Below are 25067 nucleotides of genomic sequence, written 5' to 3'. Positions count from 1 at the left end.
CTGACGGGTGGAATGGATCCTCTCTCCGCCCGCGACATGAACATGTGTCGCGGTGGTCCATCCCATAACCCAAGGAGTTCCGCATCAGCGATCCCCGCACCAACGACCGCATCCGCGTCCCCGAGGTCCGCCTCGTCGGACCCGCGGGTGAGCAGGTCGGCGTCGTCCGCATCGAGGTGGCGCTGCGCCTGGCCCAGGAGGCCGACCTCGATCTCGTCGAGGTGGCCCCGAACTCGAAGCCGCCCGTGGTCAAGATCATGGACTACGGCAAGTTCAAGTACGAGGCTGCGCAGAAGGCCAAGGAAGCGCGTCGCAATCAGGCGAACACCGTCCTCAAGGAGGTCCGGTTCCGCCTGAAGATCGAGGCCCACGACTACATAACCAAGCTCAAGCGCGCCGAGGGCTTCCTGCAGGCGGGCGACAAGGTCAAGGCGATGATCCTGTTCCGTGGCCGCGAGCAGTCGCGCCCCGAGCAGGGCGTGCGTCTCCTCCGCAAGTTCGCGGAGGACGTCGCCGAGTTCGGCACGGTCGAGTCGAACCCGACGATCGACGGTCGCAACATGGTGATGGTGGTCGCCCCGCACAAGAACAAGTCCGAGGTGAAGACCGAGCAGAACGCTCAGCGTGCCGCCAACAAGGAGGCAGCGCGTTCCGCCCGTAACGGCAGTGGCCCGCAGGGCGACGCCGACTCGGACGCCGCAGCCGAGACCGAGGCTCCGGCCGCCGAGTCCGAGGCCGCCACGGCCGAATAGGCCCCACAGACTCCCGCACCGCGGGATACCGACTCCCGCCTGGGCGGGAAGTGAAACGAAGGAAGAAGAGATGCCGAAGCAGAAGACCCACTCGGGCGCCAAGAAGCGCTTCAAGGTCACGGGCAGCGGGAAGCTCATGAAGCAGCAGGCGAACCTTCGCCACAACTTCGAGGGCAAGCCCAGTCGCCGTACCCGCCGCCTGTCGCAGGACCAGGTCCTCGCGAAGGGCGACGCCAAGGTCGCCAAGAAGCTCCTCGGCCTCTGAGCGCCGACGCAGGAATAGGAATCAATCGAAATGGCTAGAGTCAAGCGGGCCGTCAACGCCCACAAGAAGCGTCGCGTCATCCTCGAGCGCGCCTCCGGTTACCGGGGCCAGCGCTCGCGTCTGTACCGCAAGGCGAAGGAGCAGGTCACCCACTCGCTCGTCTACGCGTACCGCGACCGTCGCAAGCGCAAGGGCGACTTCCGCCGTCTGTGGATCCAGCGCATCAACGCCGCTGCCCGCCAGAACGGCATCACCTACAACCGCTTCATCCAGGGCCTCGGCCTCGCGGGTGTGCAGGTCGACCGTCGCATGCTCGCCGAGCTCGCGGTGAACGAGCCCAAGACGTTCGCGTCGCTCGTCCAGACCGCCAAGCAGGCACTGCCCGAGAACGTCAACGCGCCTAAGAGCGCCTGACACGCGGCATCCGCTGTCTCGGAAGGGGCGTCCTCCTCACGGAGGGCGCCCCTTCTGCGTCGGCGACCGACGCAGAAGGGGCGGAAACGCATGTCAGGGGACGGATGCCGCGACCCTAGACTGATGCCGTGCTCGAGAACCCTCGCTCTCCGCGTGTCCGCGCCGTCGCGAAGCTGACCAAGCGGAGCGCGCGGCAGGAGACCGGGCTCTTCCTCCTCGAAGGGCCGCAGGCCGCGCGTGAGGCGCTGGCGTATCGGCCCGACACGCTCGTCGAGCTGTTCGCGACGCCGTCGGCGCTCGAGCGGCACGCGGATGTGCGCGATGCCGCGAAGGATGCCGGCCTGGAGGTCGTCTACACGACCGAGGCGGTCCTCGACGCGATGGCCGACACCGTGACACCGCAGGGCATCGTCGCGGTGGCCCGGCAGTCGCCGACATCGCTGCGCGACATCTTCGCGTCCGGCCCGCGCCTCGTCGCCATCTGCGAGGAGGTGCGCGACCCCGGCAACCTCGGCACCATCATCCGGGCGGCCGACGCTGCGGGAGCAGATGCGGTCATCCTCACCGGGCGCACTGTCGACCCCTACAACCCGAAGGTCGTCCGCGCCACGACGGGATCGCTGTTCCACGTGCCGGTCGCCGTCGGCGCCGATCTTGCGACGGCGGTCGAGAAGGCCCGCGCGGCCGGTGTGCGCGTCATCGCCGCCGATGTCGGGGGAGGGGACTTCCTCGCCTCCCGTGATCTGCTCGCCGAGCCGACCGCCTGGCTCTTCGGCAACGAGGCGCGTGGTCTCGAAGAGGACGCCCTGTCGCTGGTCGATCTCTCGCTGCGGCTGCCGATCTACGGCGCCGCCGAGTCGCTGAACCTCGCGACCGCCGCCAGCGTCTGCTTGTACGAGACCGCCTTCGCGCAGCGCGCCGTCGGTTGAGCCGCTGGTATTCCGCCCCTGTTACGGAACGGTAAAGGCTCGAGGGTCCTACTGGCCGAGTGTCCTCGCTCGCCCCTAGGGTGAACGCTATGACGCCCGACGACAGTGCGCCGGCACCAGATGCAGCCGGACAGGCGACGCCGACGAGCAACATCTCGGTCCGCCGTGGTGACCCCCTCGTCCAGATCTCGAACGTGCAGAAGCACTACGGAGAATTCCAAGCACTCAAAGACATCGATCTCACCGTCAACCGCGGCGAGGTCGTCGTGGTGATCGGCCCGTCCGGCTCGGGCAAGTCGACGCTGTGCCGCACGATCAACCGCCTCGAGACGATCACGAGCGGCACCATCGCGATCGACGGCAAGGAGCTGCCGAAAGAGGGCAAGGGCCTCGCCGGCCTCCGAGCGGATGTCGGCATGGTCTTCCAGTCCTTCAACCTCTTCTCGCACCTGACGATCCTCGAGAACGTCACGCTGGGACCGATCAAGGTCAGGAAGATGAAGAAGGCGGATGCCGAAGCGGTCGCCCGGCAGCTGCTGGAACGGGTCGGCGTCGCGCAGCAGGCATCCAAACTGCCCGCACAGCTGTCGGGCGGGCAGCAGCAGCGCGTGGCGATCGCGCGCGCGCTCGCGATGCAGCCGAAGGTGATGCTCTTCGATGAGCCGACGAGCGCGCTCGACCCCGAGATGATCAACGAGGTGCTCGACGTGATGGTCGGCCTCGCCCAGGACGGCATGACGATGATCGTCGTGACGCACGAGATGGGATTCGCCCGCAAGGCGGCCGACCGGGTCGTGTTCATGGCCGACGGTCAGATCGTCGAAGAGGCGACGCCGGAGGAGTTCTTCACGAATGCGCAGAGCGCGCGCGCCAAGGACTTCCTCTCGAAGCTCCTGACCCACTGACCCGCGCTGCGTCGCGCCGGCCCCGGCAGGACGCTCCCGACTTCACCCCGCACCGACATACGGAACCCGTGGAAACACATGCAACAGGAGGAACACACATGCGCAAGACAAAGATGATCGCCGGCCTGGGCCTGGCCGCAGCCGCCCTGCTGACCCTCACCGCGTGCAACAGCGGCACGCCGGGGGCCTCACCGTCCGAGTCGACCGGCGGCGGTGACGAGGAGATGTCGAGCACGCCCTGGGAGGTCGCCACCGACGTCACGATCGAAGGCAGCCCCACGTTCGACGCCATGACGGAGCGCGGCTCGGTCAAGGTCGGCGTCAAGGAGGACCAGCCCGGTCTGGGCTACCTCGACCCCACCACCGGCGAGCGGACCGGCTTCGACATCGACATCGCACGCTGGATCGCGGCATCGCTCGGCTTCGACGAGGACCAGATCGAGTTCACCGCGATCCCGTCCGCGAACCGCGAGCAGGCGATCGTGAACGGCGACATCGACTACTACGTCGGCACGTACTCGATCACCGACAAGCGCAAGGAGCAGATCAACTTCGCCGGTCCGTACTTCATCACCGGACAGGGTCTGCTGGTCGCGGCCGACAACGACACCATCGACGGCCCTGACTCGCTCACGTCCGACATGGTGGTGTGCTCGGCCACCGGCTCCACGTCGATCCAGCGCATCAAGGATCTGGGAACGGCCCAGACCAAGGAGTACGACACGTACTCCGCATGCGTCGAGGACCTCAAGAACGGCCAGGTGGATGCCGTGACGACCGACGAGGCGATCCTCATCGGCTACGCCGCGCAGGACCCCGACAACCTCAAGGTCGTCGGTGACGTCTTCAGCGAGGAGCGCTACGGCGTCGGCCTGGCGAAGGGCGACACCGCGCTGCAGGAGTACATCAACACGGTGTTCACCGACGGCGGCGACATCTGGCAGCAGATCTTCGACAACAACCTCGGCGACGCCGGTGTCGAGGGCGAGCAGCCCGAGGTCGACCCGGCCATGTGACCGATTCCCGTGGCGGCGCCCTCGGCGCCGCCACGGGACGTCCCTGACCATGTTCGGATGAGGAAGGCGGCACGGTGGGAGTCATCACAGACAACCTCGACCTGTGGAACGAGGCCCTCGTCGGCACGTTGGTGCTGTTCTTCGGCGGCGGTCTGATCGCGCTCGTGCTCGGCTTCATCGTCGGCGCGATGCGAGTCTCACCGGTGCCGATCGCGCGCTCCGTGGGCGCCGTGTACGTCAACTGGATCCGCAACACGCCGCTGACGCTGGTGATGTTCTTCTTCGCGTTCTGCCTGCCGATCCTGCTGCAGCAGCGCGTCCCGGCCGTCATGCTCGCGACCGTTGCGCTCGGGATCTATACCGCCACCTACGTGGCGGAGACCATCCGGTCCGGTGTGAACACGGTTCCCGTCGGGCAGGCGGAAGCGGCACGGGCGCTCGGCCTCACCTTCGGACAGGTCATGTCCCTCATCGTGCTGCCGCAGGCGACGCGTTCGGTCATTCCGCCGATGATGAGCGTGTTCATCGCGCTGTTGAAGAACACGACGGTCGCCGCCGGCTTCTCGGTGGTCAACCTCGGCTCCGTGCGTTCCAACCTCAGCGAAGTCGGCGAGAATCAGCTCGTCGTCCTGCTGTGGGTCATGGTGATCTTCGTGGTCCTGGTGCTGCTCCTCGCATGGCTGCAGCGATTCGTCGAGCGCAAGTGGAGGATCGCGCGATGAGCGGCTCCGTCCTGTACGACGTCCCCGGACCGCGGGCGGTCGTCCGCAACCGCATCATCGGCGCCGTCACCATCCTGGTGGTCCTGCTGTTCGTGGGCTGGGTGATCTGGCGCTTCTACGAGACCGGGCAGTTCAGCCCCGAGAAGTGGGAGCTGTTCACCTACTCCACCATCTGGATGCTGTTCCTCGAGGCGACGTGGAACACGCTCGCGGCCTTCGGCGTCGCGGCGGTCGGTGCGATCATCCTCGGCTTCGTCCTGGCGCTCGGCCGCATGTCCGACCACGCGTGGGTGCGTGTGCCGGTCGGCTGGATCGTCGAGATCCTGCGCGCGATCCCGGTGCTCATCTTCATGATGCTGCTGTACTACGGGCTGCCCGTGATCGGGGTCAAGATGTCGCCCTACTGGGCCGTCGTCATCGCCCTGATCGCGTACAACGGCTCGGTGCTCGCCGAGGTGATCCGTGCGGGCGTCGAATCGCTGCCGCGCGGCCAGAGCGAGGCGGGCTACGCCATCGGTCTGCGAAAGGCCGGCGTCATGCGGCTCGTCCTGCTGCCGCAGGCGATCCGGGCGATGCTCCCGGTCATCATCTCCCAGCTCGTCGTCACGCTGAAGGACACCGCACTCGGCTTCATCATCACCTACCACGAGCTGCTCTATCTCGTGAAGCTGCTGGGGTCGCAGGCGCTGTACAACTCGCCGCTCATCCCCTCGGCGATCATCGGCGGCTCGATCTATGTGGCGCTCTGCCTTGCGCTGTCGTACGTCGCCTACATCGTCGAGAAGCGCACGCGCCGGTCGCCGAAGGTGACCACGGTGGCTGCGGCGGGTCAGCCCGGTCAGGGTGGCACCGACACCGAGCTGATCGTCGCGCAGTCGGATATCCGCACCGGCGGCGGCGCCTGACGCCGACCCCACCGGTCGCCGAGCGCAGGCGACGATCAGCCGTCGCTAGACTCGTCTCTCGTGTCAGACGCTGCTGAGAACACCGAGATCACGCCCGAGGCGGTGAACGCCGCCGTCGACGCCGCCCTCGCAGCGATCGGCGCCTCGGCGGACACCGCGGCGTTGAAGGCCGCACGGTCCGCGCACGCCGCCGAGGGCTCGCCGCTGGCGAAGCTCAACGCGCGACTGCGCGAGGTCCCGAACGACAAGAAGGCCGAGTTCGGCAAGCTCGTCGGTCAGGCGCGCGGCCGCGTGAACCAGGCGCTGGCCGCCCGTGAGGAGGAGCTCGTCGCGGCGGAGACCGCCGCGAAGCTCGAGGCGGAGCGCCTGGACATCACGGCGCTGCCGGCCCGCGCACGCGTCGGCGCGCGGCATCCGATCTCCCTCCTCCAGGAGCAGATCGCCGACATCTTCGTCGGGATGGGCTGGGAGATCGCGGAGGGTCCCGAGCTCGAGCACGAGTGGTTCAACTTCGACGCGCTGAACTTCGACGTCGACCACCCGGCGCGCCAGATGCAGGACACGTTCTTCGTCGACCCGGTCGACCGGCACCTCGTGATGCGCACGCACACCAGCCCGGTGCAGGTGCGCTCGATGCTCGAGCGCGACCTGCCGCTCTACGTGCTGTGCCCGGGGCGGGTCTACCGCACCGACGAGTACGACGCGACCCACCTGCCGGTGTTCACGCAGTTCGAGGGCATCGTCGTCGACAAGGGCATCACCATGGCGCACCTCCGGGGCACCCTCGACCACGCCGCCAAGGTGCTGTTCGGCCCCGAGGCGAAGACGCGATTCCGCGCGAACTTCTTCCCCTTCACGGAGCCGTCGGCCGAGCTCGACCTCTGGCACCCCACGTTCAAGGGCGGCGCCCGATGGATCGAGTGGGGCGGCTGCGGCATGATCAACCCCAACGTGCTGCGCGCGGCCGGGATCGACCCCGAGGAGTACTCCGGCTTCGCGTTCGGGATGGGCGTCGAGCGCACGCTGATGTTCCGCAGCGACGTCCAGGACATGCGCGACATGGCCGAGGGCGATGTCCGCTTCAGCGAGCAGTTCGGAATGGTGGTCTGATGCGCGTCCCGCTCTCATGGTTGCGTGAGTACGTCGATGTTCCGGCGGATGCCTCGCCCGAGGACGTCCTCGCGGCGCTCGTGCGCGTCGGGTTCGAAGAGGAGGACGTCCACCGCTTCGAGCTGCAAGGCCCCATCGTCGTCGGCGAGGTGCTCGAATTCGTCGAGGAGCCGCAGTCCAACGGCAAGACGATCCGCTGGTGCCAGGTGCGCGTCGCGCCGGACGGCGAGACCGCGGCGGACGGCGGCGACGCGGTGCACGGCATCGTCTGCGGCGCCCGCAACTTCTTCGCGGGCGACAAGGTCGTGGTGACGCTCCCGGGCGCCGTGCTTCCGGGTCCGTTCCCGATCGCCGCGCGCAAGACGTACGGGCACGTGTCCGACGGCATGATCGCCTCGGCCCGCGAGCTCGGCCTCGGCGAGGAGCACAGCGGCATCCTCCGTCTCGTGGAACTCGGCATCGACGCGCCCGTCGGCACCGACGCGATCTCGCTGCTGGGCCTCGACGACGTCGCCGTCGAGATCAACGTGACCCCCGACCGCGGGTACGCGCTGTCGATCCGCGGTGTGGCCCGCGAGTACTCGCACTCGACGGGTGTTCCCTTCCGGGACCCCGCCGAGCGCGCGTGGGACGAGATCGCCCCCGGGCAGGGGTTCCCCGTCACCGCCGACGACACCGCGCCGATCCGCGGCCGCGCCGGTGTCACCGAGTTCGTGGCGCGCGTCGTGCGCGGCGTCGACCCCACCAAGCCCACGCCGGCGTGGATGATCGCGCGACTGTCGCTCGCCGGCATCCGCTCCCTCGGCATCCTGATCGACATCACGAACTACGTGATGCTCGAGCTCGGGCAGCCCATCCACGGCTACGACCTCGACAAGCTGCAGGGCGGGATCACGGTACGCCGCGCGGCGCCCGGCGAGAAGCTCGAGACGCTCGACGGCAAGGTCCGCACGCTGGATCCCGAAGACCTGCTCATCACCGACGACTCGGGCCCCATCGGTCTCGCGGGCGTCATGGGCGGCGGCGCCACCGAGATGAGCGACGCGACGCGCAACGTGCTCATCGAGGCCGCCACGTTCGACACCGTGTCGATCGCGCGCACGGCGCGCCGGCACAAGCTGCCCAGCGAGGCCTCCCGTCGCTTCGAGCGCGGCGTCGACCCGCTCGTGCCGTTCGTGGCCGCGCGCCGCGTCGCCGACCTGATGGAGGAGTACGCCGGAGGCACGAGCGACGACGCCTACGGCGCGGCGCTGTTCGCCGAGGTGTTCATGCCCGGCATCGAGCTTCCGCCGCTGTTCGTGCAGCATCTCATCGGGGTCGACTACACGCAGGGGCAGATCGAGGCGGCGCTGCGGCTCATCGGCTGCGAGGTCGTGCCCAACGAGGACGACGCCGCCGGCTGGCAGGTCATCCCGCCGTCGTGGCGCCCCGACCTCACGGACAAGTGGACGCTCGCCGAGGAGGTCGCCCGCATCGAGGGCTACGACCGCATCCCGGCGTTGCTGCCCCTGCCGCCGTCGGGCCGCGGACTCACCCCGGCCCAGCAGGGCCGCAGCCGCGTCGCCAACGCGCTCGCGGCGGCCGGGTACGTCGAGACGCCGTCGTTCGGCTTCACCACCGAGGAGCAGAACGACCTGCACGGCTCGCCGTCGGGCGAGCACCTGCCGAGCGTCAAGCTGGCGAACCCGCTCGACGGCCAGTCGCCGTTCCTGCGTCGGTCGCTCGTTCCGGGCCTGCTGCAGGTCGCGCACCGCAACGTGGCGCGCGGGCTGACCGACCTGTTGCTGTTCGAGACGGGTGTCGTGTTCCTCCCCGAGCCCGGTGTGCAGTACGGCACGTCGCACGTGCCCCCGCTGGCCGTGCGCCCGGATGCCGCGACGCTCGCCGAGCTCGACGCCTCCATTCCGCCACAGCATCGGCACGTCGCCGTACTGCTCACCGGCAACCTGGTGTCCAAGCAGCCCGGGCTCGCGCCGGTGGCCGCAGAGCTCGCCGACGCCCTGGATGCCGTCCGCACGATCGCCGCCGCGGCCGGCGTCACGATCGACGTGACGCAGGGTGAGCGCGCCGCGCTGCACCCCGGCCGTACCGGCGTGCTGTCGGTCGCGTCGGCGAACGCGGGGGATCGCGTGGAGGTCGGCTACGTCGGAGAACTGCTGCCGGCCGTGGCCGAGGCATCCGATCTTCCCGGTCGCGTGGTCGTCGCAGAGCTCGATCTCGATCTCGTGCTGTCACTGGCCGGGGAGAAGGTCGTCGCCGCGTCGCTGTCGGGCTTCCCCGTGGCGACGCAGGACGTCTCGCTCGTCCTCCCCGCCGACGTGCCGGCCGCCGAGGTGCGGGCCGCGCTCGTCGAGGGTGCGGGCGAGCTGCTCGAGTCGCTGCGTCTCGTGGACGACTACCGCGGGCAGGGTCTGCCCGAGGGGGCGAAGAGCCTGACGTTCGCGCTGCGCTTCCGCGCTCCCGACCGCACGCTCACTGCTGCCGAGGCGACCGAGGCGAAGCTGGCCGGCGTCGCCGCGGCGACCGAGCGCTTCGGCGCCACGCTGCGCGAGTAACCCGCCGCCCGCTGTCGGGAGCCCGTGCCGTCACCGATCGCCCACGTCGCGACCGGTGCACGACACGGGCTCTCGGTGACAGCACGGGCCGTCATCGCGTCGGGCGGGATCTGCTGGGGGCGGAGACGGATGCCGCGACCCGGCCGGTCTGGTTGGCTGGTGGCATGACCGACGTACTGGTGCTGGGCGGGACGGGCTGGCTGAGCGGGCGCGTCGCCGAGAAGTGGACGGTCCCCACGGCCACTCCACGCGCCGCTGGCGCGTCGCGCGGAGCCTCCGGCCGCGTGGGCCCAACCGGAGCCGCCGTGACCTGCCTGGCACGGGGTGGGCGGGAGGCACCGTACGGTGCCACCCTCGTCGTCGGCGACCGCGACGATCCCGGGGCGTACGACGCGGTCGCCGGTCGCGACTGGGACGAGATCGTCGACATCTCGTCGAACCCGGCGCATGTCGCATCCGCCCTGGAGGCCCTCGCGGGCCGCACCCGGCACTGGACGTACATCTCGACGGTGTCGGTCTACGCCGCGAACGACGAGCCCGGCGCCGACGAATCGGCTGGGCTGCTCGCGCTCGGCGACGCCGGCGCGGACGAGGACTACGGTCGCGCGAAGGTGCGGGCCGAGGCATCCGTCCGTGCGTCACTCGGATTCCGCGCGGCCATCGTGCGTCCGGGGCTCATCGTCGGCCCCGGCGATCCCACAGACAGGTTCGGCTACTGGGTCGGCCGGTTCGCCCTCGCGGGCGACGGGGAGGTGCTCACGCCCGAGACGACGGAGCGCGGAGCGCAGGTGATCGACGTCGACGACCTCGCGGAGTTCGTGCAGGCGATCGGGCGCGAGCGGTGGACCGGCGTCGTGAACGCGGTGGGCGATCCCGTCGGCCTCGACCGGCTGCTCGCGGATGCGCGCGAGGTGGCAGGTCACACGGGAGCCGTCGTGCCGGCGGCCGATGCCTGGCTGGAGGCGCACGATGTCGCGTACTGGGCGGGTCCGCGCTCACTGCCGCTCTGGCTTCCCGCCGACACGACGGGCTTCTGGACCCGCTCGAACACCGCATACCGGCTGCTCGGCGGGCGGCTCCGACCTGTGCGGGAGACGCTCGAGCGCACCCTCGCCGACGAACGGAAGCGCGGCCTGGATCGCGAGCGCCGCGCGGGGCTCACGCGGTCGGATGAGCTCGCCCTCCTCGACCTTCTCGGTGACAGCCGCGCCTGACCCGCCGGCGGGATCGTGGGTTCTCGCCGAAGACCCATGAACGCCGCGCGCCGGACGTGTGGTCTCGGCGAGAGCACATGACGCCGGCGGTCACGCTCGATTTGCGGATGCCGCGATCAGGCGGCTATCGTCGGCGCATGCCTTCGGCGACCCAGGGACCCTCGACGCTCGTTCCGAGCGTCGTTCCTGCGCGCCGACGCCGTCTGGGCGAGCGCCGACTCTAGGCGACCCCTGCACCGCCGTCCTCACCTTGGACGTCTGCGAGCGGGCGTCGCCGCCTGTAGCCCCCGCACCCAGACTCTAAGGTGGAATCCATGACATATTCGGTCGCCGTATCCGGCGCATCCGGTTATGCGGGCGGCGAGATCCTGCGGATCCTCGCCGCGCATCCCGACGTCGAGATCCGCACCGTGACCGCGCACTCCAACGCGGGACAGCCGCTCATCCAGCACCAGCCGCACCTGCGGTCGCTTGCCCACCTCACCCTCGAGCAGACCACGCCCGAGATCCTCGCAGGGCACGACATCGTGTTCCTTGCGCTGCCGCACGGGCAGTCGGGGCAGTACACCGACGTGCTCGGCGACACGCCCCTCGTCATCGATGCGGGGGCCGATCACCGCCTCGAGTCGGTGGCCGACTGGGATCGGTTCTACGGCGGCGACTTCCACGACCCCTGGGTGTACGGCGTTCCCGAGCTCCCGCTCGCCGGCTCGAAGCAGCGCGACCGGCTCGTGGGGGCGACCCGGATCGCCGCTCCCGGCTGCAATGCGTCGACCGTCAGTCTGAGCCTCGCCCCGGGCGTCGCCGCCGGGGTCATCGATCCGTCCGACATCGTGACGGTGCTGGCGGTGGGCCCCTCGGGTGCCGGCAAGAGCCTCAAGACGAACCTCCTCGCCAGCGAGGTCCTCGGCACGGCGAATCCGTACGCCGTCGGCGGCACCCACCGGCACATCCCCGAGATCCGTCAGGCGCTCGCCGCCGCCCGCCCTTCGACAGGCTCAGGGACCGCGTCGACGGATGCCGCCGACCAGGGCATCCGCATCTCGTTCACCCCCGTCCTGGTGCCGATGTCGCGGGGGATCCTCGCGACCTCGACGGCGCCCATCACGCCGGGCGCGACGGACGACGAGATCCGCGCCGCGTGGGAGGCCGCCTACGGCGACGAGACGTTCGTGCAGCTGCTGCCGGCGGGGGAGTTCCCGCGCACGGCCGACGTGCTGGGCGCGAACACCGCGCTCATGGGCCTGGCGGTCGACCGGGCTGCGAACCGGGTGGTCGTCGTGACCGCCGTCGACAACCTCGTCAAGGGCACGGCCGGAGCAGCCGTGCAGTCCATGAACATCGCGCTGGGCCTCGCCGAGGGCACCGCGCTGACCGTGAACGGAGTCGCCCCGTGAGCGTCACCACGCCCCAGGGATTCGCAGCGGCCGGCGTCGCCGTCGGACTCAAGTCGTCGGGCAAGCCCGACGTGGCCGTGGTGGTCAACCGCGGCCCGCTCAAGGTCGGCGCGGCGGTCTTCACCAGCAACCGCGCCAAGGCGAACCCGATCCTGTGGTCGCAGGAGGTCATCCGTGACGGAGTGGTCGAAGCGATCGTCCTCAATTCGGGCGGCGCGAACTGCTTCACGGGCTCGTTCGGGTTCCAGACGACGCACCAGACCGCCGAGAAGGCGGCCGAGCTGCTCGACGTGAGCGCGGGAGACATCCTGGTGTGCTCGACAGGTCTCATCGGCACCGGCGACGAGGTCTTCCGCAGCAAGGTGCTCGCCGGCACCGAGCAGGGCATCGCCGAGCTCTCCGCCGACGGCGGGGAGGCGGCATCCCTCGCCATCATGACCACCGACTCGCGGCCCAAGCGCGCGCACGTGAACCGCGACGGCTGGTCGATCGGCGGCATGGCGAAGGGTGCCGGGATGCTGGCGCCCGGCCTCGCCACGATGCTCGTGGTGCTCACGACCGACGCCGTCCTCGACGCCGCTCAGGCCGATGCGGCGCTCCGCCAGGCGACCGGGCGCACGTTCGACCGGCTCGACTCGGACGGCTGCATGTCGACCAACGACCAGGTCACCCTCATGGTGAGCGGGGCGTCGGACATCACGCCCGACCCCGACGCCTTCGCCGCGGCACTCGCCGAGATCTGCCAGGACCTCGCGCAGCAGCTGCAGGGCGACGCCGAGGGCGCGAGCCACGACATCACGATCCAGGTCATCAACGCCGCCTCCGAGCAGGAGGCCGTCGAGGTGGGCCGCTCGGTCGCCCGCAACAACCTGTTCAAGGCGGCGATCTTCGGGAACGACCCGAACTGGGGCCGTGTGCTCGCCGCCATCGGCACCACGCAGGCGCAGTTCGACCCGTACGACGTCGACGTGTGGATGAACGGCGTCCGGGTGTGCTCGCAGGGCGGCCCCGACGCGCCGCGAGAGGACGTCGATCTGACCCCGCGTGCCACCGATCTCATCATCGACCTGAAGGTCGGAGCGGCCGAGGCGACGATCCTCACCAACGACCTCACTCACGACTACGTCCACGAGAACAGCGCCTACTCCTCATGACCGACCTGCAAGAGACCGATCCCGGCGAAGCCAGCGCGCGCGCCGTGACCCTCATCGAGTCGCTGCCCTGGCTCCGGCGCTTCCGCGACCAGATCGTCGTGGTGAAGTACGGGGGCAACGCGATGGTGAGCGAGGAGCTGCAGGACGCCTTCGCCGCCGACATCGCCTACCTCCGCTACGTCGGGGTGAAGCCGGTCGTCGTGCACGGCGGGGGTCCGCAGATCTCCTCGATGCTCGATCGCCTGGCGATCCCGAGCGAGTTCAAGGGCGGCTACCGCGTCACCTCCACCGAGGCGATCTCGGTGGTGCGGATGGTGCTCACCGGGCAGATCAATCCGCAGCTCGTGTCGAAGATCAACGCGCACGGCCCGGTCGCCACCGGGCTCAGCGGCGAGGACGCGGGCCTGTTCGGCGGCCGCCGCCGCGGTGTGGTCATCGAGGGCGTCGAGCACGACCTCGGCCGGGTCGGCGATGTCGTCGAGGTCGATCCGCAGCCCGTGCTCGATCAGCTCGCCGCCGGCCGCATCCCCGTGGTCTCGAGCATCGCTCCCGACCTCGACACCCCGGGGCACTCACTGAACGTGAATGCGGATGCCGCGGCATCCGCTCTCGCCGTCGCGCTGGGGGCCGCGAAGCTCGTGGTGCTCACCGACGTGGCCGGGCTCTACGCCGACTGGCCCAACCGCGACTCGCTCGTGTCGCACCTGACAGCGGCCGAGCTGCGGGCGATGCTGCCCTCGCTCGAGTCGGGCATGATCCCGAAGATGGCGGCGTGCCTGGAGGCCGTCGAGGGCGGCGTGGAGACCGCGGCCATCATCGACGGGCGGGTGCCGCACTCGGTGCTCGTGGAGATCTTCACCAGCAAGGGAATCGGAACAGAGGTGGTGCTCGGATGACGTGGCAGGACGATGCGGGGCGCGACCTCGTGAAGAGCTTCGGTGCTCGGATGCAGATGTTCGTGCGCGGCGAGGGCTCGTACCTCTGGGATGCCGACGGCAAGCGGTACCTCGACTTCCTCGCGGGGATCGCGGTGGACTCGCTCGGCCACGCGCACCCGGTGTTCGTCGACGCGATCGCGACCCAGGCGGCGACGCTGGCGCACGTGTCGAACTACTTCGCCACCCCGCCGCAGCTGGCGCTCGCGTCGACGTTGAAGCGTCTCGCGGGCACCGGCGACGAGGGCCGCGTGTACTTCGGCAACTCCGGCGCCGAGGCGAACGAGGCGGCGTTCAAACTCGCCCGGCTCCACGGTGCCAAGAGCCGGGAGGGGGGCGCCGACCGTCCGCGGATCCTGGCGCTGAACGACGCGTTCCACGGTCGCACGATGGGCACACTCGCCCTCACCGGCAAGCCCTACATGCAGGAGCCCTTCCTCCCGATGACCCCGGGCGTCGAGTTCATCGACTCCACGGTCGAGGCGCTGGAAGCGGCGATCGACGACCGCGTCGCCGCGCTCTTCGTCGAGCCCGTCAAAGGCGAGGCGGGCGTGCTGCCGCTGCCGGAGGGCTACCTGGCCGCCGCCCGCGAGATCACCGAGCGCCACGGCGCGCTGCTCATCATCGACGAGATCCAGACCGGCGCCGGCCGCACGGGGGAGTGGTTCGCCTTCCAGCACGAGGGCATCACCCCCGACGCCATCACGGTCGCAAAGGGCATCGGCGGCGGGTTCCCCATCGGTGCACTGATCACCTTCGGCAGCGCGAGCGAGCTGTTCTACCCGGGCACGCACGGCTCCACCTTCGGCGGTAACGCGCTCGGCACCGCCGTCGCGGGCGCGGTGCTGGGCGAGATCGAGCGCGCAGACCTGGTCCGCAACGCGGCCGAGCGCGGCGCCCAGCTCACCGCGGCGATCGAGCGCATCGACTCCGAGCTGATCGACGGATGCCGCGGCGCCGGGCTGCTGATCGGCGTGGGGCTGCGGCATCCCGTCGCCAAAGCGCTCGTGGCGGCCGCGCAGGAGCATGGCCTCGTCATCAACGCACCCAACGACGAGACCATCCGGCTGGTACCGGCCCTCACGATCGGCGACGTCGAGATCGACGAGTTCGTCGAGCTGTTCACGGCTGCGATCCGCACCGTGGAGGACGCCCTGGTGCTCGAGACCCCCACGGAGGTTCCCGCATGACCCGCCACCTGCTGCGCGACGACGACCTGACGCATGCCGAGCAGGACGAGATCCTCGATCTCGCCATCGCGCTGAAGAAGGACCGCTGGAAGCTCAAGACCCTCGAGGGCCCGCAGACCGTCGCGGTCATCTTCGACAAGTCGTCGACCCGCACGCGCGTGTCGTTCGCCGTCGGCATCGCCGATCTCGGCGGCTCGCCGCTCATCATCTCGACCGCCAACAGCCAGCTCGGCGGCAAGGAGACGCCCGCCGACACGGCGCGCGTGCTCGAGCGTCAGGTGGCCGCGATCGTCTGGCGCACCTACGCGCAGGCCGGCCTCGAGCAGATGGCCGAAGGCACGCGGGTGCCGGTCATCAACGCCCTCAGCGACGACTTCCACCCCTGCCAGCTGCTCGCCGATCTGCTCACCATCAAGGAGCACAAGGGCGAGCTGAAGGGTCTCACGCTGGCGTTCTTCGGCGACGGCAAGTCGAACATGGCGCACTCCTACGTGCTCGCCGGCGTCACGGCCGGGATGCACGTGCGCGTCGCATCGCCGGAGACGTACGCGCCGCGCGACGATGTGATCGCCGATGCGGATCGACGTGCGGCCGAGACCGGCGGTTCCGTCACGCTCTACACCGACGCGAACGAGGCGGCGGCCGGCGCCGATGTCATCGTGACCGACACGTGGGTGTCGATGGGCAAGGAGGAGGAGAAGCTCGAGCGGCTGCGTGACCTCGGCGGGTACAAGGTGACCCAGGAGCTCATGGCGCTCGCGCAGGACGACGCGATCTTCATCCACTGCCTGCCGGCGGACCGCGGCTACGAGGTCGACGCCGAAGTCATCGACGGGCCGCAGAGCGTGGTCTGGGACGAGGCCGAGAACCGCCTCCACGCCCAGAAGGCGCTGCTGGTCTGGCTGCTCCGCCAGGACTGAACACGGCGGCGCGGAAGAACTCCTGTCGTTGAGCGAGCGAGGCGAGACGAAGCGCACTGAGACGAGCGACGACGGCTGGCTCGCCTCGCGCTGGGCGCGGCTGAACGGCCCCGGCCGCATCGCCGGGGTCGATCTCGCGCGCGGGCTCGCCGTGCTGGGCATGTTCGCGGCGCACCTGCTGTGGATCGGCGGCGCGTTCGACGCGGCGCAGCCCGCCACGTGGATCACGGTCGTCCAGGGACGTTCGTCGATCCTGTTCGCGACGCTCGCCGGCGTCTCGATCGGTCTGATGACCGGCGGGCGCGAGCCGCTGCCGGTAGGCCGCATGACGACGGCGCGGGGGCGGCTCGCGGTGCGGGCGGCCCTGCTGTGGGTGCTCGGCATCCTGCTCATCGCCACCGGCGTGCCGGTCTACGTGATCCTCCCCGCCTACGCGCTGATGTTCCTGCTCGCGCTGCCGCTGACGTCGCTGCCCGCCCGGATGCTCCTGCTGCTCGCGGGCGCCCTGGCCGTGATCATGCCGTTCGTGCAGATCGTCCTCGACGCGCTGCCCTTCTGGAGCACCCCCGCGGGGTACTTCGTCTCGCTGGGACTCGGCTGGCACTACCCGTTCACCACCTGGATCGCGTTCGTCGTCGCCGGGCTCGGTGTCGCCCGCGCCGGTGTGACGCGGCTGCGGGTGCAGGTGTGGCTGGTCGTCGCCGGCGTGCTGCTCGCCCTGGTGGGCTACGGAACGGATGCCGCCACCGGCGCCGATCCGGGCGCAGAGGCTGCGTCGTACCTCGGGGCGCTGTGGACCGCGAGGCCGCACTCCACCGGGCTCCTGGAGGTCATCGGGTCCGGCGGCTTCGCGCTCGCCGTGCTGGGCATCTGCCTGCTCGCGTGCCGCACCGTGCTCAGGTGGGTCGTGCTGCCGCTGCGCGCCGTCGGTGCGATGCCGCTGACCGCCTACACGCTGCAGCTCGTCGTGTGGGCGGCGATCGCTGCCGCGACGCTCGACCGTGTCGGCGACCTCGCCGGCTTCCGCGCGCTCGAGCCGTTCTGGCCGCTGACGATCGGCACCATCGTGCTCTGCACGGCGTGGGCGCTCCTCATCGGGCGCGGCCCGCTGGAGACGGTGCTGGATGCCTCGTCGCGCTTCGCCGTCCCGGGCGACCGACGGCAGGCGCGATCGGTGCCGACATCCACTCCGTGAGGGCGGCGGAACAGCCCATGGTCGCCCCGACGCTGAGCGAGCGCGCCCGGGGCCTGCGGATAGGCTGGGCGCGTGAGTGAATCGAAGGCTGACGGCACCAACGAAGGCGCACTGTGGGGAGCCCGCTTCGCCACGGGACCCTCCCCGGAGCTGGCCGAGCTCAGCCGATCGACTCATTTCGACTGGGACCTCGCGCTCTACGACATCGCCGGCTCCCACGCGCACGCCAAGGCGCTCGCCGCCGCGGGGTACCTCACATCGGACGAGGAGCGGGCCATGCACGACGGCCTCGACGTGCTCGCACGAGGCGTGACCGACGGCACACTGCTGCCCGCGGCATCCGATGAGGACGTGCACGGCGCGCTCGAACAGGCGCTGATCGGCGTCGTCGGTCCGGAGCTGGGTGGCAAGCTGCGTGCCGGCCGCAGCCGCAACGATCAGATCGCGACGCTCGTGCGGATGTATCTGCTCGACCACGCGCGCACCGTCGCGCGTGAGGTGCTTCGTCTCGTCGACGCGCTCGTATCGCAGGCCGAAGCGCACCCCGACGCGATCCTGCCGGGCCGCACGCACCTGCAGCACGCGCAGCCGGTGCTGCTGGCCCATCACCTGCAGGCCCACGCGTGGCCGCTGCTGCGCGATCTCGAGCGCCTGCGCGACTGGTCCGCCCGCGCCGCGGTGTCTCCGTACGGCGGCGGTGCGCTCGCCGGCTCGACCCTCGGTCTCGATCCGCAGCTCGTCGCGCGTGAGCTCGGTCTCGACCGGCCCGCCGAGAACTCCATCGACGGCACTTCGTCGCGCGACGTGGTCGCCGAGTTCGCGTTCATCGCGGCGATGATCGGCATCGACGTCTCGCGCTTCGCCGAGGAGATCATCCTCTGGAACACGCGCGAGTTCGGGTTCGTGACGCTGGACGACGGATACTCGACCGGATCGAGCATCATGCCCCAGAAGAAGAACCCCGATATCGCCGAGCTTGCGCGCGGCAAGACGGGACGACTGATCGGCAACCTCGCCGGGCTGCTCGCGACTCTCAAGGCCCTTCCGCTCGCGTACAACCGCGACCTGCAGGAAGACAAGGAGCCCGTCTTCGACTCGGTGCGCACCCTCGAGACCGTCCTGCCCGCGTTCGCCGGCATGGTGGCGACGATGCGGTTCCACACCGACCGGATGGCTGCGCTCGCCCCCCAGGGCTTCTCGCTCGCGACCGACGTCGCCGAGTGGCTCGTCAAGCGCGGCGTGCCCTTCCGCGACGCGCACGAGATCTCGGGCCACCTCGTTCGCATCTGCGAGGAGAACGGGCTCGAGTTGCACGAGGTCACCGATGAACAGCTCGCGTCGGTGTCGGCGCACCTGTCGCCGGACGTGCGCGAGGTGCTGAGCGTCGAGGGATCCGTGGCGAGCCGCACCGGAGTCGGCGGCACGGCTCCGGTCAGAGTGGCGGAGCAGCGGGCCGAACTGATCGAGCGCGTACAGGCGACCGCCCACACCCTCGGGCTCTAGCCTTCGGGGTCGCGGCGGCGATCACCAGATCGCGAGACGCACGAGCGCGCCGACGACGCACGCCCACACCAGGCTTGCCAGGGTTCCGATGATGAACCGCTCCCGTGCCTCGGCGCTCGCGAGCTCGGAGAACCGGCCGATGCCCTTGAGGGCCACCACCACTGCGATCGCCTCCGGGAACCCGGCGATGATCCCGAGCACCACGGCGACGCGTTCGAGGTAGCCGATGGTGGTGCCCCCGCGCATCACCTCGCGGACGGCCCCGGAGCCTTCGCCGGCGACCGCCCCGGGCAAGGAGGGGGCACGCAGGAGGATGCCGCCGTTATCGCCTTCCTCCACGCGCCCGTGGCTCGCGACGTCGAGGATGCGCCGCGTGATGGGGTTGCCGCCGAGGACCGCCAGTGCCGTTCCGAGCAGTGCAATGGCCAAGCCGAGCAGGAGCGGAACGTTGACGGGCGACACCGTCACGGCGAGCAGGCACAGCACCACGAGGACGCCCGCGACGATGAGCGGGATGTCGGCCGGCTTGCGAAGACTGACGATGACAAGCACGAGCGCGCCGCACAGGGCGAGGAACAGGAAGATCGCGAGCGCGGCCGTCAGCACGACGTCGGGGAGGACCATGGCGTCAGTCTGACATGAGCCCCCGACGACACCCCGGTGCGGCAGCCCGTGTGCGCAAAGCCGGTATTCGCACCGGCGGCTCAGCCTTGTTCGTGCGGCGGGATGGCGGGTGTCGCGTCGTCCAGGCGTGCAAGCACGCGTTCCAGCGCAGGGACGGCGGCCTCTTCCACGCGTAGCGCGGCGGCCTTGGCGCGCAGGCTGATCGCGCCCTCCGACACGCCCAGGCGCGCGGCCGCGTCCCGCTGGGTGAGCCCGTCGGCGAGCAGGTCGTAGACCTCCCAGCCTTCCGGCGTCCGACGGTCGCGCAGTTCGACCAGCAGGCGGACCAGGGCCTCGGCGTCCTCTCCGCCGGCCGGTGCGGTGACGGCCAGTCGGGTGGGTGTCTTCTTGGCGCGGTCGACGGCGTCCCTGGCGTTGATGAAGGCTTCGCCGCGTGCCGCGCGGACGCTCTGCGGGAGCGGCGACTCGACGTCGCCGACCCCGAGCCCGACGCTCCATTCGCCAGACCGCGTCAGTTCGAGCACGATCGACAGCACGGTGGAGGCCTCGGCGACCGCGACCTGCAGCTCGTCGCCTGCCGTGCGCTCGGGCGGCAGCGCGAGCCTGTCGCTGCCGTGCCGGCTCACCACGGCGAGGGCGGACGGCACGGCGTCGGCGTTGACGCGGCTGGCGCGCTGGTCGGCGGTGAGGACGTACATCGCTTCCTTTAGTCTAGGAGTTCAAGTACGCAAGAGTTTAGCATGGAAGCTTCATTACCGAGAGTCTGTAGCCTAAAGTAACCGTTACTGCAGCCTCACGACTATAGCAACGCCCTCGCGGCGGACTCCGCGGGATCGACCCGCCCGCGGTACCACTCGAGCTTCTCGCTCAGCTTGTCCCGCTGCGTGCGAAGGTCGGTGATCGCTGCTTCGACCGCCGCGGCATGCTCCTCGAGCAGTGCGATCCGCTCGGGAATCGTGGAGTCGTCGCGGCACAGCGCGCCATAGCGCCGCAGTCGTTCGATGGGCATGCCCGTCTCCCGCAGGCACTTGAGGAAGCCGAGCGTTCCGAGATCCGCCTCCGAGTACTGCCGGTGTCCGCCGGCGCTGCGATGCACCTGCGGGAGGATGCCTTCGCGCTCGTAGTACCGAAGAGTGTCGAGCGAGAAGCCGGAGAGGGCCGCGGCCTCGGCCGGTGTGTACATGGTCATGTCGGTCAGAATAGAGCTTGACCTGGAGCGAACTCCAGATTGCACAGTGGTGACATGACGAACGCCGTATCTCCCACGTCCCCCCTCGTGCTCGGTGCCATGATGTTCGGCACGACCATCGACGAGCACACGTCCTTCGCGTTGCTCGACCGCTTCGTCGAGCGCGGCGGCGTCTGGATCGACACGGCCGACTGCTACAGCTTCTGGGCGAGCGCGGACGGACAGGGCGGCGACAGCGAGCGCGTTCTCGGCCGCTGGCTCGCAGCCCGCCCCGGCGTGCGAGACCGCGTCCGCATCGCGACCAAGCTCGGTGCGGAGCCGCTGTGGTCGGGCTCGTGGCCTTCCGGCCGCGCAGGCCTGTCGAGACGCGCTGTCCGCGATGCGTTCGCGGGCAGCCTCGACCGGCTCGGCGTCGAAGCGGTCGACCTGCTGTGGCTTCATCAGGAGGACCGCCGCACGCCGATCGAGGAGACCGTCGAGGCCCTCGCCGAGCTCACCGGAGCCGGCCTGACGCGCAGAGTCGGGGCATCCAACCACCCCGCCTGGCGGATCGAGCGGGCCCGCGCGCATGCGCGGGTGATCGGATCGCTCCCGCTCGACGCCCTGCAGCTCAACGCCACGTACCTGCGCGTGCGCCCGGGCACCCGGCCGCCGGGGGTCGAGCACCGCTTCGGCGTGCTGAGCGACGAGCAGCGCGACTACGCGGACGCGCACGGGCTCGAGGTGTGGGCGTACACGCCGCTGCTGGCCGGCGCCTACGACAATCCCGCCAAGGAGATCCCGGAGCCGTACGACCACGTCGGCAACGAGCGACGCCTCGCCGCCCTCGACGAGGTGTCGGCCGAGATCGGCGCGACGCGCGGTCAGACGGTGCTGGCCTGGCATGTGGCGCACGGCGTGCGACCGATGCTCGGCGGCAGCAAGCTCGACCAGCTCGACGCGGCGATGGAGGCCGTGCGTCTTCCGCTCACCTCTGAGCAGCTCGCGCGTCTGGACGCGGCGGTCTGATGCGGATGCCTCGACTCGGCGTCGTCGTCGGGTCGAGGCATCCGTCGTCCGCCGGAGCCCCCATCGCCCGCCGGAGCCCTCATCGCCCGCCGGAGCCCTCATCGCCCGCCGGCGCGCGGGGCCTCGCGATGGCGCTGATAGCCTGGCTCGCGTGTCTGAAACCCTCGTGAGCGTGACGGCGCCTGCGATCGACCCGACGTTCGAGAACGTCTGGGACGAGATCGTATGGCGTGGACTCGTGCATGTGTCCACCGACCAGGAGGCGCTGCGCGCCCTTCTCGCCGGGGACCCGATCACGTATTACTGCGGGTTCGACCCGACCGCTCCGAGTCTGCATCTCGGCAATCTCGTGCAGCTTCTGACGATGCGCCGCCTCCAGCTCGCCGGCCACAAGCCGCTGGGACTCGTGGGCGGATCGACCGGCCTCATCGGCGATCCGCGTCCCTCGGCCGAGCGCACCCTCAACACCAAGGAGACGGTCACCGAATGGGTCGGGTACCTGCAGTCGCAGGTCGAGCGCTTCCTGAGCTTCGAGGGCGATAACGCCGCACGCATCGTCAACAACCTCGACTGGACGGCGCCGATGAGCGCCATCGACTTCCTGCGCGACATCGGCAAGCACTACCGCGTCGGCACGATGCTCAAGAAGGACGCGGTCGCGGCGCGCCTGAACTCCGAGGCGGGGATCAGCTACACCGAGTTCAGCTACCAGATCCTGCAGGGCATGGACTACCTGGAGCTGTACCGCCAGTTCGGGTGCGTCCTGCAGACCGGTGGAAGCGACCAGTGGGGCAATCTCACCAGCGGCACCGACCTGATCCACCGCGTCGAGGGTGTGTCGGTGCACGCCATCGGCACCCCGCTGATCACGAACAGCGACGGCACGAAGTTCGGCAAGAGCGAGGGAAACGCCATCTGGCTCGACGCCGCGATGTGCAGCCCGTACCGCATGTACCAGTTCTGGCTCAACACCGACGACGCCGACGTGATCCAGCGGCTGAAGATCTTCACGTTCCTGACCAGGGCCGAGATCGAGGAGTACGAGCGGCTCGTCGCCGAGGAGCCGTTCCGCCGCGCCGCCCAGAAGCGCCTGGCGCTGGAAGCCACCGGCATCGTGCACGGGACGGATGCCACGGCCGCGGTGATCGCGGCATCCGAGGCCCTCTTCGGTCAGGGCGATCTCGCCTCGCTCGACGCGATCACGCTGCGTCAGGCGCTCGAGGAACTGCCGAACGCCACGGTCGCGGCCGGCACTCCGGTGCTGCAGGCGCTCGTCGACACCGGACTGGTCGCCAGTCTGTCTGAGGGCCGCCGCGCGATCGCGCAGGGCGGGGTCTCGCTCGACGGCGCCAAGGTCGAAGACGATGCAGCGACGGTGTCGGGTGCGCTTGCGGGCGGTGTCTCCGTGCTCCGGCGGGGCAAGAAGACGCTGGCCGGCGTCTTCGTCGGCTGACGCGACGCGGTGAGCAGCGCGACGCCGGCGGCGGGGTGACGGATGCCGTTCACCCCCAGCCATGCCGTCGTCGCGCTGCCATTCGTCCGCACGCCGCTGGTGCCCGCTGCGATCGCGATCGGCGCGATGACGCCGGATCTGCCCCTCTTCGTCCGGGGACTCCCGCTCGACTACGGACGCACTCACGCCTTCGGGTGGCTGCCGGCGACGGTGCTGCTCGCTCTTGTCCTGCTGCTCGCCTGGCGGTGCGTGCTGCGGCCCGCGGCGCGTGAGCTGTCACCGCGGTGGCTGGCCGCCCGGCTGCCGGGGGAGTGGGATGCCGGCGCCGGCGCCGCATGGCGCGAGACGTTCTCGATCGCCCCGGCTCGCGGGCGGCGCGCACCGTGGACCGGGATGCTGCTGCTCGTCCTCTCGCTGCTCATCGGCGTCGTGACCCACATCGTGTGGGATCTGTTCACGCATGAGGGCCGCTGGGGCTCGGTCGCCATCCCCGCGCTGGCGGCGACGTGGGGGCAGCTGCCCGGCTACAAGTGGCTGCAGCACGGGTCGAGTGCGATCGGTCTCGCGATCATCGGCGTGTGGATGCTCGTGTGGCTCCGGCGACGGCCGGCAGCGGCATCCGTTCCTCGCGTCGTGGCCGACGCACTGCGCTGGGCGTGGTGGGTCTCGCTCCCGGTCGCGCTGGCGGTGGCGTGGGTGTGGGGCCTCGCGGTGCACGGTCCGCTCGACGCCGGGTTCACGTCCGCGCACCTGGCCTACCGGGTGCTGCCGCCGGCGTGCGCGCTGTGGGGTGCGGCGACGGTGGCCGTCTGCCTCGTGATCCAGGTGCTGCGCGGGCGGTCCTCCGCGCAGACCCGCTCGGTCTGACGGGCGGACGATACCCCCGGCGGCGCGGCCGGGCCAGGGGCTGCTCGATGCGTCGACGGCGTCGTACGGTTCCGGCATGGACGTGGAACGACCGGGCGCGCAGCAGTGGGTGCCGGAGGATCCCGACCTGGATCGCATGCGAGAGGCGGTGCAGGGATGCCGCGGCTGCGAGCTGTGGCGGGCGGCGACGCAGGCCGTGTTCGGCGAGGGTGCCCCCGTTGCGCGGCTCATGCTGGTGGGGGAGCAGCCGGGAGACCGGGAGGACCTGGAGGGCGAGCCCTTCGTCGGCCCGGCGGGCCGCATCCTCGCACAGGCGCTCGAGGCTGCCGGCATCGAGCGCAAGGACGTGTACGTCACCAACGCGGTCAAGCACTTCCGCTTCGAGGAGCGAGGCAAGCGCCGGATCCATCGCCGTCCCGATGCGGGGCACATCACGGCGTGCCGGCCATGGCTCGAGGCCGAGGTCGCAGCGGTGGATCCGGACGTCGTGGTCTGCCTCGGGGCCACGGCGGCGCGCGCGGTGCTGGGTCGCGTCGTCAAGATCGGAGCCGAGCGCGGCACGCCTCTCGAGAGCGCCGGGCGCACGGTGCTGGTGACCATCCACCCCTCGGCAGTGCTGCGTCTTCGCGATTCGGGAGAGCGGAGCGAGGCGATCGCGGGACTGACCGCCGATCTGCGGACCGCTGCGGAGGCGGCTCGATCCTCGAATTCCGCGTGATTCCGGGGTTGTGGGGGTGCGACACGCCCGGGGTGCGGGGTGGATTCGACGGGTGGGCGGGGCGCACGTAAAGTATTACTTGTTCGCCCCAAAGGGTAGAGCGGAAGGCCGGAAGGCCTGGCTCCCC

The 25067-nt window shown here is 70.2% G+C and carries 25 protein-coding genes; 22 read left to right on the top strand and 3 right to left on the bottom strand.

Annotated features, from left to right (window positions below):
- Positions 1 to 83 precede the first annotated feature (83 nt).
- From infC to argH, 18 genes are all read left to right on the top strand, one after another.
- Complete coding sequence (infC, locus tag ACI3KY_RS06270; protein WP_194414894.1) at positions 84 to 752, top strand: translation initiation factor IF-3; 669 nt, start codon at positions 84 to 86, stop codon at positions 750 to 752.
- 70 nt (positions 753 to 822) lie between these two features.
- Entirely contained in the window at positions 823 to 1017 is a 195-nt protein-coding gene (rpmI, locus tag ACI3KY_RS06265) for a 50S ribosomal protein L35 (protein WP_194413854.1), read from the top strand.
- A 30-nt stretch (positions 1018 to 1047) separates the two neighbouring features.
- Positions 1048 to 1431, top strand: a complete 384-nt coding sequence (rplT, locus tag ACI3KY_RS06260; protein ID WP_109211834.1) for a 50S ribosomal protein L20 — start codon at positions 1048 to 1050, stop codon at positions 1429 to 1431.
- Positions 1432 to 1559: 128 nt separating this feature from the next.
- Complete coding sequence (locus ACI3KY_RS06255) at positions 1560 to 2360, top strand: TrmH family RNA methyltransferase (RefSeq protein WP_404929332.1); 801 nt, start codon at positions 1560 to 1562, stop codon at positions 2358 to 2360.
- A gap of 89 nt (positions 2361 to 2449) precedes the next feature.
- Complete coding sequence (locus ACI3KY_RS06250) at positions 2450 to 3265, top strand: amino acid ABC transporter ATP-binding protein (protein WP_404929331.1); 816 nt, start codon at positions 2450 to 2452, stop codon at positions 3263 to 3265.
- A 98-nt stretch (positions 3266 to 3363) separates the two neighbouring features.
- Positions 3364 to 4281: a glutamate ABC transporter substrate-binding protein gene (locus ACI3KY_RS06245; RefSeq protein WP_404929330.1), complete on the top strand. Its 918-nt coding sequence runs from the start codon at positions 3364 to 3366 to the stop codon at positions 4279 to 4281.
- Between the two features lie 74 nt (positions 4282 to 4355).
- Positions 4356 to 5003 (top strand): amino acid ABC transporter permease, encoded by a 648-nt coding sequence (locus ACI3KY_RS06240; protein WP_404929329.1) that lies wholly within the window; start codon positions 4356 to 4358, stop codon positions 5001 to 5003.
- Complete coding sequence (locus ACI3KY_RS06235; protein ID WP_404929328.1) at positions 5000 to 5908, top strand: amino acid ABC transporter permease; 909 nt, start codon at positions 5000 to 5002, stop codon at positions 5906 to 5908. The genes ACI3KY_RS06240 and ACI3KY_RS06235 overlap by 4 nt, the downstream gene beginning before the upstream one ends.
- Positions 5909 to 5968: 60 nt before the next feature.
- Complete coding sequence (pheS, locus tag ACI3KY_RS06230; RefSeq protein ID WP_404929327.1) at positions 5969 to 7018, top strand: phenylalanine--tRNA ligase subunit alpha; 1050 nt, start codon at positions 5969 to 5971, stop codon at positions 7016 to 7018.
- Complete coding sequence (pheT, locus tag ACI3KY_RS06225) at positions 7018 to 9573, top strand: phenylalanine--tRNA ligase subunit beta (RefSeq protein ID WP_404929326.1); 2556 nt, start codon at positions 7018 to 7020, stop codon at positions 9571 to 9573. The genes pheS and pheT overlap by 1 nt, the downstream gene beginning before the upstream one ends.
- 164 nt (positions 9574 to 9737) lie before the next feature.
- Entirely contained in the window at positions 9738 to 10787 is a 1050-nt protein-coding gene (locus tag ACI3KY_RS06220; protein ID WP_404929325.1) for an NAD-dependent epimerase/dehydratase family protein, read from the top strand.
- Between the two features lie 314 nt (positions 10788 to 11101).
- The gene (argC, locus tag ACI3KY_RS06215) at positions 11102 to 12184 is read left to right on the top strand and encodes an N-acetyl-gamma-glutamyl-phosphate reductase (RefSeq protein WP_404929324.1); all 1083 of its coding nucleotides are present in this window, start codon (positions 11102 to 11104) and stop codon (positions 12182 to 12184) included.
- A complete protein-coding gene (argJ, locus tag ACI3KY_RS06210) occupies positions 12181 to 13338 on the top strand; it encodes a bifunctional glutamate N-acetyltransferase/amino-acid acetyltransferase ArgJ (protein ID WP_404929323.1) in 1158 nt (385 codons plus the stop codon). The genes argC and argJ overlap by 4 nt, the downstream gene beginning before the upstream one ends.
- The gene (gene argB, locus ACI3KY_RS06205; protein WP_194413844.1) at positions 13335 to 14234 is read left to right on the top strand and encodes an acetylglutamate kinase; all 900 of its coding nucleotides are present in this window, start codon (positions 13335 to 13337) and stop codon (positions 14232 to 14234) included. Before argJ ends, argB begins: the two co-directional genes overlap by 4 nt.
- A complete protein-coding gene (locus ACI3KY_RS06200) occupies positions 14231 to 15463 on the top strand; it encodes an acetylornithine transaminase (protein ID WP_404929322.1) in 1233 nt (410 codons plus the stop codon). Before argB ends, ACI3KY_RS06200 begins: the two co-directional genes overlap by 4 nt.
- Positions 15460 to 16383: an ornithine carbamoyltransferase gene (argF, locus tag ACI3KY_RS06195; protein WP_404929321.1), complete on the top strand. Its 924-nt coding sequence runs from the start codon at positions 15460 to 15462 to the stop codon at positions 16381 to 16383. The genes ACI3KY_RS06200 and argF overlap by 4 nt, the downstream gene beginning before the upstream one ends.
- 28 nt (positions 16384 to 16411) lie before the next feature.
- Positions 16412 to 17578, top strand: a complete 1167-nt coding sequence (locus tag ACI3KY_RS06190; RefSeq protein WP_404929320.1) for a heparan-alpha-glucosaminide N-acetyltransferase domain-containing protein — start codon at positions 16412 to 16414, stop codon at positions 17576 to 17578.
- A 72-nt stretch (positions 17579 to 17650) separates the two neighbouring features.
- The gene (gene argH, locus ACI3KY_RS06185; protein WP_404929319.1) at positions 17651 to 19081 is read left to right on the top strand and encodes an argininosuccinate lyase; all 1431 of its coding nucleotides are present in this window, start codon (positions 17651 to 17653) and stop codon (positions 19079 to 19081) included.
- 21 nt (positions 19082 to 19102) lie between these two features.
- Here argH and ACI3KY_RS06180 read toward each other — a convergent pair whose 3' ends face one another.
- The 3 genes from ACI3KY_RS06180 to ACI3KY_RS06170 all read right to left on the bottom strand — a co-directional run bounded on the left by ACI3KY_RS06180 (position 19103) and on the right by ACI3KY_RS06170 (position 20894).
- The gene (locus tag ACI3KY_RS06180) at positions 19103 to 19705 is read right to left on the bottom strand and encodes a hypothetical protein (protein WP_404929318.1); all 603 of its coding nucleotides are present in this window, start codon (positions 19703 to 19705) and stop codon (positions 19103 to 19105) included.
- Positions 19706 to 19785: 80 nt separating this feature from the next.
- Positions 19786 to 20403 (bottom strand): DNA-binding protein, encoded by a 618-nt coding sequence (locus ACI3KY_RS06175; RefSeq protein ID WP_404929317.1) that lies wholly within the window; start codon positions 20401 to 20403, stop codon positions 19786 to 19788.
- A 101-nt stretch (positions 20404 to 20504) separates the two neighbouring features.
- Positions 20505 to 20894 carry a MerR family transcriptional regulator gene (locus ACI3KY_RS06170; protein WP_404929316.1) on the bottom strand — a complete coding sequence of 130 codons (390 nt, stop codon included), beginning with the start codon at positions 20892 to 20894 and terminating at the stop codon, positions 20505 to 20507.
- A gap of 54 nt (positions 20895 to 20948) precedes the next feature.
- Between ACI3KY_RS06170 and ACI3KY_RS06165 the strand changes: the two genes are divergently transcribed.
- The 4 genes from ACI3KY_RS06165 to ACI3KY_RS06150 all read left to right on the top strand — a co-directional run bounded on the left by ACI3KY_RS06165 (position 20949) and on the right by ACI3KY_RS06150 (position 24940).
- On the top strand, positions 20949 to 21902 hold the full coding sequence (locus tag ACI3KY_RS06165; protein WP_404929315.1) for an aldo/keto reductase: 954 nt from the start codon (positions 20949 to 20951) through the stop codon (positions 21900 to 21902).
- A gap of 166 nt (positions 21903 to 22068) precedes the next feature.
- Entirely contained in the window at positions 22069 to 23355 is a 1287-nt protein-coding gene (gene tyrS, locus ACI3KY_RS06160) for a tyrosine--tRNA ligase (protein ID WP_404929380.1), read from the top strand.
- A gap of 42 nt (positions 23356 to 23397) precedes the next feature.
- Entirely contained in the window at positions 23398 to 24222 is an 825-nt protein-coding gene (locus ACI3KY_RS06155; RefSeq protein WP_404929314.1) for a DUF4184 family protein, read from the top strand.
- 76 nt (positions 24223 to 24298) lie between these two features.
- On the top strand, positions 24299 to 24940 hold the full coding sequence (locus ACI3KY_RS06150) for a UdgX family uracil-DNA binding protein (RefSeq protein ID WP_404929313.1): 642 nt from the start codon (positions 24299 to 24301) through the stop codon (positions 24938 to 24940).
- Positions 24941 to 25067: the final 127 nt, after the last annotated feature.

Source organism: Microbacterium sp. ZW T2_14, assembly GCF_044987405.1.
Lineage (GTDB): Bacteria > Actinomycetota > Actinomycetes > Actinomycetales > Microbacteriaceae > Microbacterium.
The sequence above is the reverse complement of the archived record's forward strand: the minus strand, read 5'-3'. Positions and strand labels throughout refer to the sequence as shown.